Genomic DNA, 20,337 nt, shown 5'->3' on the forward strand with positions numbered 1-20,337 from the left:
ATTACCACGTCCTCAAGGTGAGGACGCGGTCTTCTCCGGCGACGAGGTCGAGCGAGGGGAACGACTCGGCGCCGGGCGAAGTCCGGAGTTCCACGCGGCAGGTCCGGGTGGGGCGGATCACCGCGGTCACTTCGTGCGGGTTCCAGGTGAGGTCGAGTTCGGCCCCGAACCTGGTGCGGACGCCCCGCAGACGGCCCGCCGGGAGTGCCGCCGGGAGCGCGGGCAGCAGCACCAGACGGTCCGGTGTCGACTGCACGAGCATCTCGATCAGCACGGCCGGCAGGGTGTGCGCGGCGTCCGCGTTGTAGACGTCGCGCTTCGGGTAGTGCGCGCTCATCAGGGAGGCGTGGAAGAAGTCGCCGCCGAGGACCTGGCCGAGCGCGTGCGCGACCCGTTCGCCGTCGCGCAGCCGGGCCGCGACGAGGGCGTGGTGCAGATGGCCGTGGGCCGAGTCGTTCTCGGCGCCCCGGAGTTCCAGGGCACGGTGGGCGGCGACCGCGAGAGCGGGTGTGTCGTACGGGTTGATCTCCTCCAGGGGCCAGACACCGTAGAGATGGCTCAGGTGACGGTGGTCGTAGGTGTCGTCGAGGCCTGGCCAGGCCCACTCGGCGAGCGCGCCGTCGGCGTTCACCCGATGGGGCGGGAGCCGGTCGGCGAGCGCCCGCCAACGGTCCGCCCGCTCGGGCTGGTCTGCGTGGTACGCGGCGGCGGTGAGCAGGGCGTGCCGGGCCGCCGACAGGTCCATGGCCGCGTTGAGAGCACCCCAGCTCGCGTTCGCGGGGCGGTTCTCGGGCGAGTAGGAGGGGACGACAACGAGGTGTCCGTCGGCGTCGGTGCGGGTGAGGAAGTCCTCGTAGAAAAGGGCGACTTCGGCGAGGGCCGAGGCCGTGCGCGGGTCCCGCCCGCCATGGGTCTCGTCATGGTCGACGAGCGGTTTCAGCAGCCAGTCGGCGCCCGCCGTCCACAGGTGCAGCGGGTACTCCCGGCTGAAGTGGTACGTCAGGCCGCTCTCGCCGTCGGAGTGGGGCGGGGCGACGACGCCCCGCGCGCCGAAGATCGCTCGGGCGTTGTCCTGCCAGTCGGCGAGCTGGCCGTGGATCAGGGCGGCGTGCGCCTCGGTGACCTCGGGGAGGGCCGCGGCGGCCGCCGAGGAGGTCTGCAGGTTGAGGTTGGCGTCGTTGGTGAACGCCCCCGCCCACGCCGTGTTCCAGTCGCCGGTCCACAGGCCTACGAGCCGGGGTGGAAGCAGGCCGCTGGAGGAGAGGAGGTGGTAGCGGCCGGCGGCGAAGAGTCGTTCGAGGAGGGCGGGGCTGTGGGGGCGGCGGAGCAGCTCCGAGCCGGGGAGGGAACGTTCGTTTTGTGGGGTGGCGCAGAGCGAATTTTCGGTTTGCGCGTGCGGGGGGACCTGGAACGAACCTTCGTTTTCTACGCGCGGCAGGGCGGAAAACGAACCTTCGTTTTCGTCGGCCCGGCCACCACCATCACCACCGCCACCATCGCCACCAAGCTCCAGCGACACCCGCTCATACGCCGGCCGATGCAGCGCTACATGCCGGTCGCGGAGGCAGGCGTACGGCTCCGCACCGCCCGGCAGCACATCCCGCAGCCCCTGTCGCTCGGCCACCGCGTCCAGCTCGCCGGTGTGCCGGCGCACCCGGGTGAGGAGCAGCACGGACCGGGCGCGTTCCACCCGTACGCCGGGCGGGGTGAGTGTCGTACGGCCGCCCGTGACGACGACGAGGGCGGTGCCGGTGCAGGCGCGGTCGCTTCCCGGGTAGCGGACGCGCAGGCTCAGTGACGCCCCCTCGGCGCTGAGCACCGCGCCGTGGCCGATCCCCAGGTCCCCGGGCGCGTTCGGCAGCCACGGGTCGAGGTCGATGTCCAGGGTGAGCCGGTCCCCCGTGACGTACTGGACGATCACATCGTCCGCGCGGGAGACGAAGACCCGGCTGCGCCACCCCTCGCACACCGCCTCGACCACACCGGTGGTGAAGTCGACCGAACGGCGGTAGCCGCGTCCGTCACCCCCGTCCGCCCGCCGCAGTCGCACCTGGAACGCGGGGTGGAAGGGCTGCACCCACTGCAGCTCCCGCCCGTCCGTGAACCCCTCGGCGGCGGTCAGCTCCCCGGCGAGCAACCGGTCCTGGAGCGAGGTGAGCTCATGGGCGAGGCGGGGCGGCCTCGCCCTCTCGCTGCCGTTGGGGCGTACGAGGGTGTGGTGGTTGACGATGACACGGTCGTCGCCCGGATCGCCGAAGACCATGGCGCCGTGTCTCCCGTTGCCGCTGAGGAAGGCGTCCTCCCAGCGGGCGGCGGGGGCCGGCTCCCAGGTGCCGTGCCGAGGGCCGGGCGGTACGGCGGTCATCGTGGGCGTGGTCGTGTCGCTCGGATCGGTGGTCGTGTCGCTCGGATCGGTGGTCATGCGCTGAGCACCGCCACGCCGTACCGGCCGAGGACCACCGCGTCGGTGACCTCCGCACCGCTCAGCAGGTCGCGATGGGTGCCCGGCACCTCGACCGTGACCTCTCCGAGGCCGTGGTTGAGCACGAACAGCACCTCGCCGCGCCGTACCGCCTCGACCCCGTCGGGCAGTCCGTCGAGCACGGGCTTCACCCCGGCGTCGGTGGCGACCCGCGTCAACAGCCCCCGCAGTTCGTCGGGTGCGGGCAGCGTGGACACGTACCACGCGCGGCCCTTGCGCAACAGCGCCGGGAGGCCGTCGAGTTCACCTCCCTGGTAGGGAACGACCTCGTCCGCGTCCTCGGCGGCCTCGATCTCCTCGGACCACAGCGTCCCCCGGAAGCCACCGCTCGGGCCGTCGCACTCGATCTCCTCCCCGGCGTCCAGCGGCCACCACTCGTGCAGGGTGCGGATGCCGAAGAGGTCGCGGAGCCGTGCGTCCATGCCGCCGGGGCGTACGCGGTCGTCCTCGTCGGCGACACCGGTCAGGAAGCCGCTGACGAGGGTGCCGCCGTCACGGACGTACGTGAGGAGGTTCTCGACGGCGGTGTCGGTGAGCAGGTAGAGCTGCGGTACGACGACGAGCTTGTACGCGGAGAGGTCGTGCTCGGGGTGGGCGAATGCGGTGGTGAGGTGGGACTCCCACAGGGCACGGTGCCAGGAGCGTACGACCTGGGGCAGGTCGACCTCGGACGACAGCCGGCCGTCCTGGGCGCCGGCCCACCAGGAGTTCCAGTCGAACAGTACGGCCACGTCGGCGGCGATGTGCTTTCCCGCCACCTCGCCCCCGAGGGCGGCGAGTTCGGCCCCGAGCTGTGTGATCTCCTGGTAGGTACGCCCTTCCTCGCCCGCGTGGCTGACCATGCCCGAGTGGAACTTCTCCGCGCCCTGCCGGGACTGCCGCCACTGGAAGTAACAGACGGCGTCCGCTCCCCGGGCCACGGCCTGGAGGGACCACAGTCGGTTGAGGCCCCGCGGCTTGGGGTGGTTGACGCCCCGCCAGTTGACGGGGCCGGCGGCCTGTTCCATGAGCATCCAGGGGCCGCCGCCCGCCTGGGAGCGGGTCATGTCCTGGACGAGGGCACCGTGCTGGGCGCCGAGCGGGTCGCGCGGGTCGGGGTAGATGTCGACCGAGACGACGTCCTCCTCCTCGGCCCACCGCCACGCGTCCTGGCCCACCCACATCGGCATGAAGTTGGTGGTCACCGGGATGTGCGGGGTGTGGCGGCGGACGATGTCACGCTCGGCGACATAACACTCGAGAAGCGCGTCGGACGTGAACCGCTTGAAGTCCAGTACGTGGCTAGGGTTCTTCATGTAGTGGGCGCGGCGCGGGGGCAGGATCTCCTCCCAGTCGCCGTAGCCCTGGCTCCAGAAGGCGGTGCCCCAGGCGTCGTTGACGGCGTCGAGCGTGCCGTACTTCCGCCGGAGCCAGTCACGGAAGGCGGTCGCCGCCTCGTCGCCCCAGTCGTAGGTGCAGTACTCGTTGTTGATGTGCCACATCGTGAGGGCCGGGTGGCCGCCGTAACGGGCGGCCAGGTCCTCGGTGATGGCGGCGGCGTAACGGCGGTACGTCGCGCTGGAGTGCGCGAAGTGCTGGCGGGAGCCCCACCACTCGATCTGCCCGTTCTCGTCGCGCGGGAGGGTCTCGGGGTGGAGTCGGCCCATCCACGGTGGCGGCGAGGAGGTGGGCGTGGCCAGGACGACACCGATGCCGTTCGCGTGCATCAGGTCCATCAGCCGGTCCAGCCAGCCGAAGTCCCGCTCCCCCGGGCGGGGTTCCAGCTTCGCCCAGGAGAAGACACCGAGGGTGACGGAGTTGACGCCGGCCGCCTTCATGAGGCGTACGTCGTCCTGCCACACCTCCTCCGGCCACTGCTCGGGGTTGTAGTCACCGCCGAAGAGGACGCGGCCGCGCGTCGCGTCGGCCAGGGTCGGCCGTTGGGGCTCCGGCATCACACCGGGTCCCCGTACTGGACGCCGCGCCCGTTGGTGGCGATGTAGACCCGACCGTGGATCCGGGGGTCGCCGGTGATCGTCTCGCCGATCCAGCCCCACTGGTGCTTGTCGTCGTTGATCCGCAGCCAGGTCTTCGCCGCGTCGTCGGAGCGGTATACAGCGGTGATCGTCTCGGTGGAGCCGACCATGTAGACCGCCGGATAGTCGGCGCCGGCCGCTGCCTTGCCGAAGCCGAGGGTGTACGAGGCCCAGCAGCTGTCGACCTTGGTGAAGGTCGCGCCGCCGTCGGTGGAGCGGTACAGGCCGTTCCACTTCACGCTCAGCCAGAGGTCACCGGCGCGCCCGGGGGCCGCGACCAACTCGAACTGGGTGTCGCCGGAGGGCAGCCCCGTCGCCCGCGCCGTGAACGTGCGGCCGCTGTCGGTGCTGCCGTACAGCGTTCCCGTGTCGGTGTCGTACGCGTAGAAGAGCGTCGGGTCGGCGGGGTCGGCGACCGGTGTGGCGCCCTTCGGGAAGGAGGAGATCTCGGTCCAGGTGGCGCCGTTGTCGGTGGAGCGGTGGGCCGCGTACTTGGTGCCGTCCCAGTGCACGAAGGTCCACAGCAGCACGCTGCCGTCGGCGTTGACGGCGATGGGCCCCGGTGCGTCCTTGGCGATGGCGGGCTGGGTCCTGAAGGGGGCCCAGGTGCGGCCGCCGTCGTTCGAGTAGGCGCCGTTGCCGTGGTCGCCCCAGCCGGTGCGGACCACGTAGGACGGCTTCGCCGAGGCCTGGGCGAGCCCCGTCGCCGAGCCGAACACCGGGTTCGACGCCATGCCGCGCGACGGGGACGCCGTGAGCCGCTCGTGGTACATCGTGCCGATGTCCCCGCTGCCGCTGATCAGGTGCGCCTGCCCGGTCGGGGGTGAGATCAGCTGGCGTACGGACGCCTCCTCCAGGCCCCGGATCTGCGGCGCCCAGTTCCTCAGGTTCCGGGTGCCGTAGAGGGTCGCGCCGGTGCCGTACACGAGGTGCTTCGAGTCGTACGGGTCGAGCGCGAGCGACTGGATCCACCAGCCGAACTTCGGCTCGTCGGCACCCCACTTGAGGTAAGGGGTCTCGGACACGTCGAAGACGGCGGAGTCCTTGAGGGACGTCCAGCTACGGCCGCCGTCGGTGGACCGGTAGACGGTGTCGACGTCGGCCCAGCGGTTGTTGGTGGACACGACCAGGGTGCCCGGGCGGCGGGCGTCGACCGCGACCCCGCCGTAGCCGAAGGTGTCCGCCGAGCCGTCGGCCGTGGTGCCGCCGGGCTTCACCGGGGTCACGTCGGTCCATTTGCCGGTGGTGGTGCGGAGCTTGTGCACACTGCCGTCGGACTGGCCGTTGGGGCCCGGCGCGTCGGCGTACGTCACATACAGCTCGCAGGTGTGCTTGGCGTACGCGGCGCGGATCGGGACCTTGGCGGAGGTGCCGGTCGGCTGACCGGGGACGGCTTGCCAGGTGGTGCCGTCGGAGGTCCGGTAGAGGTTGGCGCCGGCGGAGGTGCCGTCGGCGTCGCCCCAGCCGGCGTAGACGGTGCGGCCGGCGGCGACGAGGAGCACGACGCCCTGGCCGGTGCTGCTGGGGGTCGCCGGGAAACCGGTCGCCGGGGCCCAGGTGGCGCCCCGGTCGGTCGACTTGAGCAGCCCGTCGTGTCTGGTGCCCAGCCACAGGGTGTCGCTGTCGCGCGGGTCGACGAGGAGGCGCTCGCCCGCGCCCCGGCCGTCCTCGTTGGCGCCGAGTTGCACGGTGAGGTCGCTGCGGGTCCAGGTGGCGCCGCGGTCGTCCGAGCGGAGGACCGCGCCGTTCCCGGCCCAGGACTGGGCGTAGGTGCCGAGGGCGAGATAGAGGCGGTTCGGGTGGGCGGGGTCGACGGCGATGGCCTCCACGCCGAGGAGGTTCCAGTCGTCCCAGCCGAGGTGGTCGGTCAGCGGGGTCCAGCGGGCCTTGCGGTCGTCCCAGCGGTAGGCGCCGCCGATGTCGGTGCGGGCGTAGGCGAGGCCTCGTACGGAGGGGTGGAAGAGGACGCCGGTGACGAAGCCGGTGCCGCCCATGACGGCGCCGCGCCAGCGGTAGCCTGCGGCGGGCTCGGCGGCTCTGGGTTCTGCCGCGTGGGCCGGGGTGCCCAGGGCGGGGAGGGCGGTGGCCGCTGCGGCGGCTGCGGTGCCGGCGAGTACGGCGCGGCGGCTCGGCTGGGGCGTGCGCATGACATACCTCGTTTGTACGGGGGAGGGAGCGGATGGGTCACCCAAGAGCTCGGGGGTTCAGCGGATGGGCGGGGGGGTGTGGCCGGCCGCCCGGTTCCCCGCGCCCTTGGCGGCACGGGTCGCGCCCGGGGCCCTTGAGGGGCACGGGGAACTGCGCGAGCGACCACGAAGCACCCGCAGTCGCGCACGCACCCGAACCCCCGAGCCCTTGGGCGCCCCGGTCAGCCCTTGACCGCGCCGGTGAGCATGCCCTTCTTGAAGTGCTTCTGGACGAAGGGTGAGAGGACGGCGACCGGGAGCAGGGCCATGACCATGACCGCCATCTGGATGGCGAGCGGGGAGAGCTGTCCGGTGTTGATCTGTGCGGCGAGGCCGACCGGGCGTTCCTGTTTCTGGACGAGCTGGATCATGACGTTCTGCAGCGGCATCATGTCCTGGTCGGTGAGGTAGATGGAGGCGTTGAACCAGGCGCTCCAGTACCCGACCGCGTAGAAGAGGGCGATGACGGCGAGGACCGCCCTCGACAGCGGCATCACGATCTTCCACAGGATGCGCCAGTCACCGGCGCCGTCGATGCGGGCGCTGTCGATGAGTTCCGGCGAGATCCCCATGAAGAAGGAGCGCAGGACCAGGATGTTGAAGACGCTCACGGCGCTGGGCAGGATCAGCGCCAGATAGGTGTCCATCAGGCCCAGGGACTGCACCAGCAGATAGGTCGGGATGAGGCCCGCGCCGAAGAACATGGTGGCGAGCAGGGTCATCAGGATCCAGCGGTGGGCGAGCGAGCCGACGCGGGAGAGGCCGTAGGCGCACAGGACCGAGACGGTCATGCTGAACAGCGTGCCGACGAGGGTGACACCGACGCTGACGAGTGCGGCCTTCTGGACCTGGCCGCCGCCGAGCAGTTCCTGGTAGGCGACGAAGGTGATGTCCTTGGGGATCACCACCAGGCCGCCTTCGGCGTCGATGGTCTTCTTCGACGAGAGGCTGGTGACGATGACGATCCACAGGGGGAAGAGGATCGCGAAGCAGGCCAGGGAGAGGACGAGGCCCTTGCCGGCGACGCCGGCCTTCGACGGCTCCTCCTCCCAGGCCGGGCGGGGCGGGGCGGCCCAGGGGCTGGGCCCGCGCTCGGCCGTGGACGTGGAATCCGGTTCGGGCTTGTCGAGGACGGTGGTCACTTCTTGTACACCCCCTGCTCACCCATGAGATGAGCGACCTTGTTCGCGGTCAGCACGAGTCCCAGTCCGACCACACCCTTGATGAGACCGGCGGCCGCGGCGTAGCTGAAGTCCTGGTTGCGAATGCCGTTCCACCAGACGTAGGTGTCGAGGACCTCGGCGGCGCCCGGTCCCACCGCGTCGCGTTGGAGCAGGAGTTGCTCGAAGCCGACGGTGAGGGCGTCGCCGACACGCAGGACGAGGAGGAGGGCGATCACCGGGCGCAGGGCGGGGAGGGTGACGTGCCACATGCGGCGCCAGCGTCCGGCTCCGTCCATGGCGGCGGCCTCGTACATGTCGTTCGAGACGGAGGAGAGCGCGGCGAGAAAGACGATGATGCCCCAGCCCGCGTCCTTCCAGATGGTCTCGATGGTGACCAGGTACTTGAAGAGCTCCGGATTCGTCATCAGGTCGAAGCTCTGGTGCCCGTGGTCGGCGAGAGTCTGGGCGATGATGCCGGCGCCGCCGAAGATCTGCTGGAAGACGGTGACGACGAGGACCCAGGAGAAGAAGTGCGGAAGGTACATGATCGCCTGGGCGATCGCCCGGACCCGGGGCCGGAGGATGCTGTTGATCAGCAACGCCAGCAGGATCGGGATCGGGAAGTACAGCACGAGTTGCAGGAAGAACAGCACGAACGTGTTCTGCACCGCGTGCCAGAAGGCAGAGTCGGCGAGCACCCGTTCGAACTGCTGCAGCCCGACCCAGGGGCTCTCCAGCATGGCGACGAAGCCGTTGTCGCTGAGGTAGGGGTCGTAGTCCTGGAAGGCGACCACGTTGCCGAGGATCGGTATGTAGTTGAAGAGCAGGATCAGCAGGACCGCGGGCAGGGTCATCAGGAGGAGCGTGCGGTCGCGCCGCAGACGCAGTCGCACGCTCACCTTCGCCGCTGCGGGCGAGCCCTGTTCTCCGCGGCGAGGGCGCCTCTGCTTCCGGGAGCCGGAAGCGCTGTCCGGCGCCTGCGCCTGCTCCCCCGCCGTCTTCGCCTCGGCTCTGCTCCGAGGCACCGTGCTGTGGGACACGGCCTTCTCCTTGCCTCGGTCCCGGATCAGCTCGCCGAGCCGGTGTCGTCGAGCAGCTTCTTGTACCAGTCGCGCAGGTCGTCGCCGCCCTTGCTCTTCCAGTCGGACACGGCCTGCTGGACGTCGCTGATCTTCTTCCGGCCGCGGACGACGTCGTCCTCCAGCTGCTCGAAGTTGTCGGCGAGGTTGGACCAGCGGTTCGGCTCGGTGATGGTGAGACCGTAGAAGGAGGACTTCTTGGTGAAGGCGCCCATCCGCTGCTGCCACTCGACCATCAGCTTGGTGATCTCGGGCTGGTCGGGGTTGGCGACGAACGCGGCGGGGTCACCGGTGTAGTCGAAGGCACCGTTGACCTCGTTCACACCGACGGTGGTCTTGACCGGCAGCCCGTCCTTGCGCTCGAAGTCGGTGCCCTCGACGCCGTACTGCGTGAGCTGACGCTCCGTCGTGCCGTACGGCGCGGCGCAGAAGTTGGCGATCGCGAGGAAGTCCTTGATCTGCTGCGCGGAGGCCTTCTTGCTGATGAAGGTGAAGATGTTGGCGGGCTGGCCCGCCCAGAGGGTGGGGTCACCGCCGTCGGCGCCGAAGATGTCGAAGGCGCCCATCTCGAAGTCGGTCTTCTGAGTGCGCTGCTCCACGGTCAGGCCGTACCAGTAGCCGAGGTCGCCGTTGAAGACGAGGCTCTGGCCCGCGGTGAAGCGGTTCGCCGCGTCGCCCTGGACGGCCTTCGCGTCGGGGTGGACCACTCCTGCCGCGTACAGCTTGCGCACCCACTCCAGCGCTTCGAGGTACTCCTCGGTCTCGATGCGGTTGACCAGCTTGCCGTCGACGAGGTTCCACCACAGCGCCTTGTCGCTGCCGTTGTAGACGCTGAAGAAGTTCCAGGCCGACCACTTCATGTCGTCGCAGGCCCACACCTTGGCCTTGGCGCTGGTCGCCTCCTTCGCCCAGGCGAGGAACTCGGCGGGGGAGCCCGGGAGGTCGTACCCCTCCTTCTCGAAGATGTCCTTGCGGTAGAAGGACGCGATGTTCGGGACGTACGAGGCGGGCATCGGGATCGCGCGGAGCTGGCCGCCGAAGATGGAGCGCTGCCAGGCGTCGGTTGGGACGGCCGCGAGGTTCGGGTAGTCCTTGACCTTGTCGCCGGAGAGATACGGGCCGAGGTCGGCGAACTTGGCGTTGACGGCGCTGGGTATCTTGCCCACCAGGTTCCAGCCCGGGACCACCACGGCGTCCGGGATCTCGCTGGAGGCGAGGACCGCGCCCAGCTTCTCGTCGTAGGTGTTGCCGTCCTGGTTCTGCCAGGTGACCTCGACGCCGATGGCCTCGTTCATGGCCTTGTAGTACGGGTTGTCGTTCTTCGGCGGCGACCCCCAGAACGGGGACATGATCTTCAGCTTGCCGCCGCTGCCGAGCTTCTTCGGGACCGAGGTCTTCAGGTCGGCGGTGGCGATCGCCTTGCTGAAGCCGGCCGCCGAGCCGTTCTTCGCCGGGATGTCGGGCGCCACGACGGACGAAGCGACGAACGTCGGAAGAATCTTCTGCGCGTCCTTGCCCGACGTCGTGCCCTCCTTGCGGCCCTCCTGCGAGCCGCCGCAGGCGGACAGCAGCGGTACACCCCCCGCCACTGCGGCGGCGGCGACCGCCGTGGAGGCGAGGAAGCTTCTCCGGCTGGGCGCGGAGGAGGTGGCGGAGTTCGGCGTCATTGCGTCAACCCTTCATGGCGCACACCAGGACACCCGGCGGTGGCCGTCGGCTGCGGTGTCTTGAGTGGGACTGGCTGTGCTGAAGCGATGGAACTGATGAACGGCAGAGGGTGCGAGCACGCGAAGCGTCCCCTCTGCAGTCGAAGCGCTTCGATGTTGCTGCGAGGTTAAGTGAACGACGAGGGGCGCACAAGGGTCGACTGCCAGATTCCTCGGAGGTGCCGACGACCGGATCGCCCCCTTCCGGCCCTTCCTTTCTGGGCCTGTATGACGGTGAGGAAACGGATCTGTTGCGTCTTGGTCTCTTGACACCCGCCCCCTAGTCGAATGAGCATCGAAGCGCTTCGAAAGCGCCTCACCGCTCCATCGCAAAGGGATCCTCACGTGACCGCACAGACGCCGCCCCCACCGCCTTTCCGCGATCCGCGGTTGCCGCTCGCGAAGCGCATCGACGACCTGCTCCGGCGGCTCACCCTGGACGAGAGAATCGCGTTCCTGCACCAGTTCGCCCCCGCCGTCGACCGCCTCGGGGTGGCCGCCTTCCGCACCGGCCAGGAGGCCCTGCACGGCGTGGCCTGGATGGGCCCGGCGACGGTGTTCCCGCAGGCCGTGGGCCTCGGCGCGACCTGGAACGACGACCTCGTCCGGCGTGTGGGCGAGGCGGTGTCCACCGAGGTGCGCGCCATGCGCGCCGGCGACGACCGCGTCGGCCTCAACGTGTGGTCCCCCACGGTCAACCTGCTGCGCCACCCGCTGTGGGGCCGCAACGAGGAGGGCTACTCCGAGGACCCGAAGCTGACCTCCGCGATCGCGACCGCGTACACCCGCGGCCTGCGCGGCGACCACCCCACCTACTGGCGCACGGCCCCCGTGCTCAAGCACTGGCTGGCGCACAACAACGAGACCGACCGCTCGGTCACCTCCTCCTCGGTCCGCCCCCGTGTCCTGCACGAGTACGATCTGCGCGCCTTCCGCGAGACGGTCGAGGCGGGCGCGGTGGCCGGTGTGATGCCCGCGTACAACCTGGTCAACGGCCGCCCCAACCACGTCTCGCCCTACCTGGCCGAGCACCTGCGGACCTGGACCGACGAGCATCTGCTGGTCTGCTCGGACGCGGGCGCGCCGTCGAACCTCGTCGACTCCGAGCACTACTTCGACACCCACGAGGAGGCGACCGCCGCCTCGCTGCGGGCCGGCGTCGACAGCTTCACCGACCACGGCACGGAGAGCTCGACGATGATCGGACGGGTCAAGGACGCCCTGGAGCAGGGCCTGCTGACCGCCGACGACATCGACGAGGCGGTCCGCCGTCAGCTCTCGGTCCGCTTCCGCCTCGGCGAGTTCGACCCCCAGGCCGACCCGTACGCGGACACCAAGGACTTCGACACCCCGGCCCACCGCGCCCTCGCCCGGGAGGCCGCCGAGCAGGCGATCGTCCTGCTGAAGAACGAGGGCGGTCTGCTGCCACTGGCCGAGGACACCCGGATCGCCGTCGTCGGTCTGCTCGCCGACGAGTGCAAGCTCGACTGGTACAGCGGCACCCTCATCCACCGCTCGACCCCGCTCGAAGGTCTGTACGACCGCTTCGGTGCCGAGCGGGTGACGTTCGCGGAGGGCGTGGACCGCGTACGCCTCAAGGCGCTGTCCACCGGCGCGTACGTGTCCGTCCCCGAGGCGCCCGACGCCGATGACGCGGTGCGCGGCGCTGAGGGCGCCCTCGACCCGGCGCTCCTCGCCGGCCGCACGGACCTGCCGCCGCTGACCACGGACGCCGACGGCACCGAGCTGTCCCTCGTCGACTGGGGCGAGGGCGTGCTCACCTTCCGCGCGCCGGACGGCCGTTACCTCTCGGTCGCCGAGGACGGCTACCTGCGCGCCTCGGCCGACCAGCCCGGCGGCTGGATCGTCCAGGAGACCTTCCGCCTGGAGCCCTCCGGTTCCCACAGGAACGGTCACCTCCTCAAGCACACAGGGACGGGCCGGTACGTCACTGTCGGCGCCGACGGCGTGAAGGTTGCCGACGAGAATCCGGAAGTCTTCGAGCTCATGGTGACCCAGCCCGGCGAGGAGGCCGTGACCAGGGTCGCCGCCGAGGCCGACGTGGTCGTCGTGGTCGCGGGCAACGACCCCCACATCAACGGCCGCGAGACCGAGGACCGCCCGACGCTCGCCCTCCCCGCCCACCAGGAGCGCCTGCTGCGCGCGGCCCGCGCCGCCAATCCGAACACCGCGCTGGTCCTGGTCTCGGCCTATCCGTACGCCGTGGACCCCGCCGGCCTGCCCGCCGTCCTGTGGACCGCGCACGGCGGCCAGGCCGCGGGCACCGCCCTTGCCCGCGTCCTCGCCGGCGATGTCTCCCCGGCGGGCCGCCTCCCGCAGACCTGGTACGCCACCGACGCCGACCTCCCCGACCTCCTCGACTACGACGTGATCGGAGCCCGTCAGACATACCTCTACTTCGAGGGCACGCCGCTGTTCCCCTTCGGGCACGGCCTGTCGTACACGGAGTTCGCGTACGGAAACCTCGTCACCCATGTGCGTGAGGACGACCTGACCGTCTCCTTCACCGTCACCAACACGGGCGCGCTGACCGCCGACGAGGTCGCCCAGGTCTACCTCCGCGCCGAGGACCCGTCGGTGCCGCGCCCGCGCCGCGAGCTGGTCGGACACCGCCGCGTCACCCTCGCCCCCGGTGCCTCGACGGAGCTGGCCTTCCGTGTTCCGCTCTCCGCCCTGGAGTTCTGGGACGTGGCGCACGGCACCTGGCATCGGGAGCCTGGCGACTACGAGGTGCTGGTCGGCGCCTCCTGCGAGGACATCCGCCTCCGTACGACCTGCACGGTCGCGGGCGAGCCGGTCGCCCCGCGCCCGCTCCTCCTCCACGGTCTGGACGCGGCGGACTTCGACGAGCAACGGGGCACGGACATCGTCGACCGCACGAAGATGTCGGGCGACGCGGTGACCCCGACGGGCGGCACCAGCGACGCCTCGGGCGAACTCATCTTCAACCGCTGCGACTTCGGCGCGGGCACCACCGGGCTGAGCGTGGAGGCGGCGGGTGCGGGGAGCATCGAGTTCTCCCTCATCGGCGGGCCCGTCCTGGCGACGCTGACACTCGACCCTCCCACCGGCGACCCCTACACGTACACCACCCTGCACGCCGCCGTCTCGGCCGCCGGCGTGCACGACGTCCACCTCATGCTGCGCGGCCCAGTGCGGCTGGCGCACGTCGGCTTCTCCGGTTGAGGGTCCGGAGCGAGCCGACACACAGAAGGGGCCCGGCACCGGAAGGCATCGGTGCCGGGCCCCTTCATCCCGGGATCTGACCCGAGACTACATGAAAATGATTGTCACAAGCTAGGGGTTTGCGGGAGATCACGGTCCCCGACGGGTCTCGGATCACCCGGACCTGCTCAGAGCTGAAGCCCCGTCAGGACCAACACCCGCTCGTAGGTGTAGTCGTCCATGGCGAACCGCACGCCCTCCCGCCCGACGCCGGACTGCTTCACTCCGCCGTACGGCATCTGGTCGGCGCGGTAGGACGGGACGTCCCCGATGACCACGCCGCCGACCTCCAGCGCGCGGTGGGCGCGGAAGGCGGTCTGCAGGTCGTGGGTGAAGACGCCCGCCTGGAGGCCGTACTTGGAGTCGTTGACGGCGGCGAAGGCCTCGGCCTCGCCCGACACCTTCGTCACGGTGAGGACGGGCCCGAAGACCTCCTCGCAGGAGATCGTCACATCGGCGGGGACATCGGTGAGGACGGTCGGCGCGTACGAGGCGCCGTCGCGCTTGCCGCCGGTGAGGAGCGTGGCCCCTGCGTCGACCGCCTCCTGGACCCACGCCTCCACACGCTTGGCGGCGTCCTCGCTGACCAGCGGCCCCACATCGGTGGCACCGTCGGAGGGGTCACCGGTCACCTGCGCCTCGACGGCCGCGACGATGCGCGGCAGCAGCCGCTCGTACACGGACGCGTCCGCGATCACCCGCTGCACGGAGATGCAGGACTGGCCGCCCTGGTAGTTGGAGAAGGTCGCGATACGGGTCGCGGCCCGGTCGAGGTCGGCGTCGCTCGCGTAGTCGGCCAGGACGACCGCCGCGCCGTTGCCGCCGAGCTCCAGGGTGCAGTGCTTGCGCGGCACCGAATCCATGATCGCGTAGCCGACCTTCTCGGAGCCGGTGAAGGAGATCACGGGCAGCCGCTCGTCCTGGACGAGGGCGGGCATGCGGTCGTTGGCGACGGGGAGGATGCTCCAGGAGCCGGCGGGGAGAGCGGCCCCGGCCACGGCCTCCGCCTCGGCGAGCAGTTCACCGATGATCAGACCGGCGAGGGGGGTGGCTGGGGCGGGCTTCAGGATGATCGGCACGCCCGCCGCGATCGCTGGGGCGATCTTGTGGGCGCACAGGTTGAGCGGGAAGTTGAAGGGCGCGATGCCGAGGACGACGCCCTTGGGAAAGCGGCGGGTGAGGGCGAGCCGCCCCTGGCCGCCCAGGTCGGTGTCGAGCCGTTGCGCCTCGCCGCCGTTGAACCGGCGGGCCTCCTCCGCCGCGAACCGGAACACGGAGACGGCACGGCCGACCTCGCCACGCGCCCACTTGACCGGCTTGCCGTTCTCGGCGGAGATCAGCCCCGCGATCTCCTCGGTCCGCTCCACGAGACGCCTGCTCACGTGGTCCAGCGCGGCGGCCCGCACATGCGCCGGGGTCGCTGCGAACTCGTCCCGAACGGCGTACGCGGCGGCCACGGCCTCTTCGACCTGCTCGTCCGTCGGCACGCTCACCCGGCCGACCAGCCGGCCGTCCCAGGGCGAGGTCACATCGAACGTGATCTCATCGGTGGCCTGGCGGCCGGCGAGCCAGAAAGCGTGCGTGGCGGTCATGGTCGATCCCGGCCCTTCGGTGGGTGACACGTCGTCTTTCGGCTCCACGGTAAAGCCGGGGCGGGTGGCGGTCGTTTGTCCGGCGCGTATGAGTACTGCCAGGGGTTGCTACGGATTGGCGGATTGGCGGAGTGGGGGGGTGAGTTCGGGTGCGGGTGTGGTTCGGTGCGGGTGGGTGGGGGCTGGTCGCGCAGGTCCCCGCGCCCCTGGAAAGACACGACCCCTGCGGGCCGGCAAGCACGGGGCGCAGCCCCTGCTTGCCAGGGGCGCGGGGAACTGCGCGACCGGCCCCCACCCACCCGCACCCGAAGAACCCACCCCAGACCGGCTCGGCAAGGGGTCGAAGGGGCGCAGCCCCGGATGGGGGCACCTCCCGCTCACGCGAAGCCGAGAGCGGGGGAGGGACGGTAGGGGTGGCGGGGGCGAGAACCGCCCTACTCCCCCGCCGCAGCCGTGGCCTTCAACGCCAACCACAGCTCCATCCGCACATCGGGATCGTCCAGCGAGCGCCCGATGATCTCCTCCACCCGCCGCATCCGGTACCGCAGGGTATGCCGATGAACCCCCAGATCCGCCGCCGCCGCGTCCCACTGCCCGTGCCTCGACAACCAGGCCCGCAGGGAGGCGACCAGATCCCCCCGCCCGGTCGCGTCGTGTTCACGCAGAGGGCGGAGCAGACTGTCGGCGAAGGCACGTACGGCGTCGTCACCGAGCAGCGGCAGCACGGACCCCGCGGCCAGCTCCTCATGCTCGACGAGGCACCGCCCGCGCCTCCGGGCCACGGACAGCGCCTGTTCGGCCTGCTTGTACGCCGCGGCGGCCGCGATGGGCCCTGCGGGCGCGGACAGCCCCACGACGAGCTCCTCCTCCTCGCCGGACGCGGCGGCGGACACCTGGCCGCCCGCCACGGAGTCCCGCCCGGACGCCCGGGACGCCTCCAACGCAGCCGCGAACTCCCCACACGCGGCCACCACCGCGCCCCCGTCCACGGCGAGCACCACCAGCCGCTCCCCGTCCGGAACGACCAGCACCGCCTCCCCGGCCCGCGCGGCAGCCGCCTCCACCACCTCGACGAGCTGCCCGAGCAGATCCCCCTCGGCACCGACGGCGGCCAAGGCGGCAGCCATCACCCCTTCCACAACCCCGACACTCGCCCCGGCCCCGAGCCCCGCCCCGACACCCTGCCCAGCCCTGGACCGCGCCTCCGCACCGGACCGAGCCCCGGCCCCAGGCACACCCCCGCCCCCACTTCCGCCCCCGCTCGCTCCCCCGGCCCCACCGGAAGCCGCGGCCCCCGTCGAAGCCGTCTCCCCTGTCGGAGCGGCGCCCCCCGCAGGATCCGCAGCCCCCCTCACGCCCGTGACCCCCGCCGAAACCGCAGCCCCCTCCATCCGGGCCCTGGCCGCCGACGCCGAGGCCGACTCCGCGAGGATCAAGCGGAAGGGGGCGTCCAGCAGTCCGCCGTACAGATCCCCGGCGACGGCGCGCGCGTGGTCGCACTCCCCGGCCAGCAGCATCCGCAGCACCGCCGCGCCGATCCGCTGCTCGGCCGCGTGCAGCGAGCGCGACCGTTCCGTCGTGAGGGTCAGCAGGGCGATGGCGGAGTGGACGGCGTACCGCTCGGCGGTGCCCGGGGCCGCCGCCGTTCCGACGGCGAGGGCGGCGCGGGCCCGGCGGCCGGTGCCGAGGGAGTGGAGCTCGACGCGGTCGTCGCCGCCGACGACCACACTGGCCGGCGCCGGCCGGTCCCGCAGCCGTTCGACGTCGGCGGTGAGCCGCCCGGCCCGCCGCTCCGCCCACTCGGGCGCCACCGCGACGACCGCCCCGGAGGCGTCGTAGAAGGCGGCCCACCCGTCGACCTGTGAGGCGAGCGAGGCGAGCAGCCCCTCGGGGCCGTCGGACAACGTCTGCTTGGTCAGTTCCCGCTGCGCGGCGAAACCCGCCGTCACGGCCCGGTACTGCTCGGCGGCGATGGCGGCCGACACCGCCTTGCTGATGGCGAGGAAGGGCGTGCGCCGGGGCACCTCCAGGAGGGGCAGCCCCTCTTCCTCGGCCGCGTCGACGAGCGCACCGGGGACCTCGTCGTAGTGCACCCCGACGGCGAAGCCGAGTCCGGCGACCCCGGCCCCGGCCAGCCTCCGTACATAGCGTCGCATCGCCTGCGGATCCTCCACGTCCAGCTTCAGCGCGGTGATCAGCAGCAGTTCGCCGCCCTCCATGTAGGGCACGGGATCGGCGAGCTCGCTGGCGTGCGCCCAGCGCACCGGCACGTCCAGGCGGTCCTCGCCCGCCCGGACGGTCAGCTTGAGCGCCGAGTGATGGACGAGTGAGGCGAGGGTCGGGGGCATGGGACCTTCAGGTCGGTGGCGGAGTCAGCGGGCTGGAGGAGAGCTTCTTCTCTTGGCCGCCACGTATGAACGACCTATGTCGATTCTGCCTCACCGTACGGTCACAAGTCCCACCCACCGCACACCAATGACTCAAACCGAACGCCCGGCCGACCACCCTGACGCCCCAGCCCCCAGCCCTGCACCGACCACCGCGACGCCCCCTCAGCCGCGCAGATCCACCAGCAACGGCGGAGCGTGCTCGCCCCGCACGCTCGTCAGCGACAACACGGCGTGCCCCGGAGGCACACCGTGAGCCAGTTCGGACGCGGACCACCGCTCCCGCTCGACCTGCCGCACGGTCACCGCCCGCGCGGTGGGCGCGTGGCCGGTGATCACCCGCCGCAGGGCGTGCCAGGCCTTGCCGGCCGGGGAGTCGGCGATGATCTGCCGGTCGGTGACGTCCCGTGCCTCGGTCCACTCCTTGCCCCAGACCTCGGCGAAGTCCTGCCCGTCCCACGGGGTCAGCCCGGACAGCGCCATCCGGCAGCCCGTGGCGCCGAGGAGCGGCCCGCGCAGGGGCCGGGGCACGTCGTCGAGGGTGCGGAGGGTGAGGACCGCGCCCGCGTTGGTGGACCGCAGCCGCTGGATGCCGCGTACGGCCTCCGGCGTGACGACCCCCGTGGCGTCGTCCAGCACGAGGCAGGCGAACAGCGACCGGTCCTCCCGTACGGAGACGCTCGCCGTGAACTGCGCGAGCACCAGCCGCGCCAGGATGCGCGAGGCGTCGGCGTGGCCGCGTTCGGGGAGGTCGATGCGGACCCGTACGGGGTGGTCGAGGGCACGGAGGGAGAAGGGCCGGGACTGGCCGGAAGTGTCGAAGAATGCGGCGAACGCGGGCCGGTCGAGGAGGGCGACCCGGTCGGCCAGCACGCTCCCGACGTCCCCGGGGTGCCCGAGCTGCCGCTCGCGCGCGTCCAGCTCCCGCAGCAGGGACTCCTCCCCGGCCTCCTGGAGGCCCTTGCGCAGCTCGCCCAGCGGGCCGGGCGCGCCGTCCAGCAGCTGGCGCAGCTGCGGCACCGACGGGAACCGCCCGTGCACCGCCCGGAACGGTCCGAGCAGTTGGGCGAGAACCGTGGTGGAGCGTCGGCTGTCGCTGCCGGGGTGCGGGTCGGCGAGGTCACCGACGAGCGCCTCCGCGAGGACGGCCGCGGCCTCGTCGGGGTCCGTGGTGCCCCCGTAGAGGTCGAGGTCGTACACGGACTCCGGGTTCCCGATCCGTACGACGACGTCGTAGGCGTCCGCCGGGCCGAGGCCCGCCCCCGCCGCGCCGACGACCACCACCGCGGCCTGCCCGGCCAGCGCGTGCAGACACAGCGACTCGGCGACGGGCCACACGACGCTCCCGGTCTTCCCCGACCCGGCGGGCCCCACGGCCAGCAGGGACGTGCCGAGCAGTTCGGGGTCGAGGGCGAGGCCGGTGCCCCGGTAGGCGTACGGGTTGCGCGGGTCGTCGACCGTGCCGCCCAGGCGGACCTGTCCGGTGACCATGTCGTGCCGGGCGAGCCGGGCGGGCAGGTCCCGCGCCCCGGACGGGTGCAGACAGGCGGCCGCGCCGTCCTTCAGCACCGCGCCGGTGAACGTCGCCAGACTGTGCCGACCGCCGCGCACTCCCTGCCACGCCCGCATGATCCGCGCGTGATCCACGTCCCGCATGAGCCCGGCCCGAGCGTCGGCGCCCAGCCGCTCGGCGGCGTCCACCGCTCCGCCCTCCCGCAGTTGCGGCCATCCGGCGGGGTCCTCCTGGGGCGGCGGTACGACCTGTCGCTCCTGCCGCTGCCGGTAGCGCGGGAGCCCGTACCGGCGCCAGACCTCACCCCAGCGGCCGAGCCGTCCGACGCCGACCATGATCGCAAGTGCGACGATCGTGTACCAGACATAGCTGAGGACCACGGCGGAGTACGAGTGCGCCGGCGCCCAGGAATCCGGGATCATGGCGTAGAGCGGTACGAGCCACCAGCCGCCCAGGTAGCCGTTCCAGAGCAGGGACCAGATCAGCCAGCCGACGAGGAAGGCGATCAGGGCGCCAGCGAGCAACTGCCGGCCGGGGACGGTCTCCGGCTCCTCCTCGGGCCTCGCCCGGTGCCCGAACCGCCACACGCCGGGCGCCGCGTCGGGCCGCGGTGTCCGCAGCCAGGACAGGAACGCGTTCCCGTCCGGCCTGGGCGGCACGCCCGGGGCCCCTGTGGGCATGGGAGGCACGGGAGGTGCCGTCGGCATCTCCGGCGACCCCGCCGGACGCGGCACGGGATTCGCATGCGTGCCCCGCGCGTCCCGCGTTCCGTCGCTGTTCATCGCGCTTGCCCCCTGACCAGCCGTTCCGTCCACCATCAGCGAGCCAATCTAACGCTCTCGCATGGGGAGTTCACCGTTTACGCGGCCGGTTGAACCTCCGCGCTCACCGTATTACGCGGGCGGGCGCACCCCCGTACCCCCCGTTCCTCCATGTCCACGACGGACAAGACCAACCCTCGACACCGC

The 20,337-nt window shown here is 71.6% G+C and carries 10 protein-coding genes; 1 reads left to right on the forward strand and 9 read right to left on the reverse strand.

Translation table 11 applies throughout. The features are described 5' to 3' along the window. Position 1: 1 nt before the first annotated feature. The 6 genes from ACFY9I_RS36095 to ACFY9I_RS36120 form a co-directional block, all read right to left on the reverse strand. Positions 2–2,365, reverse strand: coding sequence for a glycoside hydrolase N-terminal domain-containing protein (locus tag ACFY9I_RS36095; RefSeq protein ID WP_391009842.1), 2,364 nt, complete (start codon positions 2,363–2,365; stop codon positions 2–4). Positions 2,366–2,418: 53 nt separating this feature from the next. Further along, positions 2,419–4,416, reverse strand: a complete 1,998-nt coding sequence (locus ACFY9I_RS36100; RefSeq protein ID WP_391009734.1) for a beta-galactosidase — start codon at positions 4,414–4,416, stop codon at positions 2,419–2,421. Beyond that, positions 4,416–6,644 (reverse strand): 1,4-beta-glucanase, encoded by a 2,229-nt coding sequence (locus ACFY9I_RS36105; protein WP_391009737.1) that lies wholly within the window; start codon positions 6,642–6,644, stop codon positions 4,416–4,418. Before ACFY9I_RS36105 ends, ACFY9I_RS36100 begins: the two co-directional genes overlap by 1 nt. Positions 6,645–6,865: 221 nt before the next feature. Then, positions 6,866–7,825 carry an ABC transporter permease subunit gene (locus ACFY9I_RS36110; RefSeq protein WP_391009740.1) on the reverse strand — a complete coding sequence of 320 codons (960 nt, stop codon included), beginning with the start codon at positions 7,823–7,825 and terminating at the stop codon, positions 6,866–6,868. After that, positions 7,822–8,886, reverse strand: a complete 1,065-nt coding sequence (locus tag ACFY9I_RS36115) for an ABC transporter permease subunit (RefSeq protein ID WP_391009743.1) — start codon at positions 8,884–8,886, stop codon at positions 7,822–7,824. The genes ACFY9I_RS36110 and ACFY9I_RS36115 overlap by 4 nt, the downstream gene beginning before the upstream one ends. 26 nt (positions 8,887–8,912) lie before the next feature. After that, positions 8,913–10,592, reverse strand: a complete 1,680-nt coding sequence (locus ACFY9I_RS36120) for an extracellular solute-binding protein (RefSeq protein WP_391009746.1) — start codon at positions 10,590–10,592, stop codon at positions 8,913–8,915. A gap of 384 nt (positions 10,593–10,976) precedes the next feature. Here ACFY9I_RS36120 and ACFY9I_RS36125 point away from each other — a divergent pair, with 384 nt between their 5' ends. Further along, complete coding sequence (locus ACFY9I_RS36125; protein ID WP_391009749.1) at positions 10,977–13,838, forward strand: glycoside hydrolase family 3 C-terminal domain-containing protein; 2,862 nt, start codon at positions 10,977–10,979, stop codon at positions 13,836–13,838. Between the two features lie 167 nt (positions 13,839–14,005). Here the strand turns inward: ACFY9I_RS36125 and ACFY9I_RS36130 are convergent, their stop codons facing one another. The 3 genes from ACFY9I_RS36130 to ACFY9I_RS36140 all read right to left on the reverse strand — a co-directional run bounded on the left by ACFY9I_RS36130 (position 14,006) and on the right by ACFY9I_RS36140 (position 20,151). Beyond that, positions 14,006–15,469, reverse strand: a complete 1,464-nt coding sequence (locus ACFY9I_RS36130; RefSeq protein WP_391009752.1) for an aldehyde dehydrogenase family protein — start codon at positions 15,467–15,469, stop codon at positions 14,006–14,008. A 434-nt stretch (positions 15,470–15,903) separates the two neighbouring features. Beyond that, positions 15,904–17,817, reverse strand: coding sequence for a PucR family transcriptional regulator ligand-binding domain-containing protein (locus ACFY9I_RS36135; RefSeq protein ID WP_391009755.1), 1,914 nt, complete (start codon positions 17,815–17,817; stop codon positions 15,904–15,906). 204 nt (positions 17,818–18,021) lie between these two features. Continuing rightward, on the reverse strand, positions 18,022–20,151 hold the full coding sequence (locus ACFY9I_RS36140; RefSeq protein WP_391009758.1) for an ATP-binding protein: 2,130 nt from the start codon (positions 20,149–20,151) through the stop codon (positions 18,022–18,024). Between the last annotated feature and the right edge of the window lie 186 nt (positions 20,152–20,337).

Source organism: Streptomyces sp. NPDC012510, from assembly GCF_042955065.1.
Taxonomy (GTDB): Bacteria; Actinomycetota; Actinomycetes; order Streptomycetales; family Streptomycetaceae; genus Streptomyces.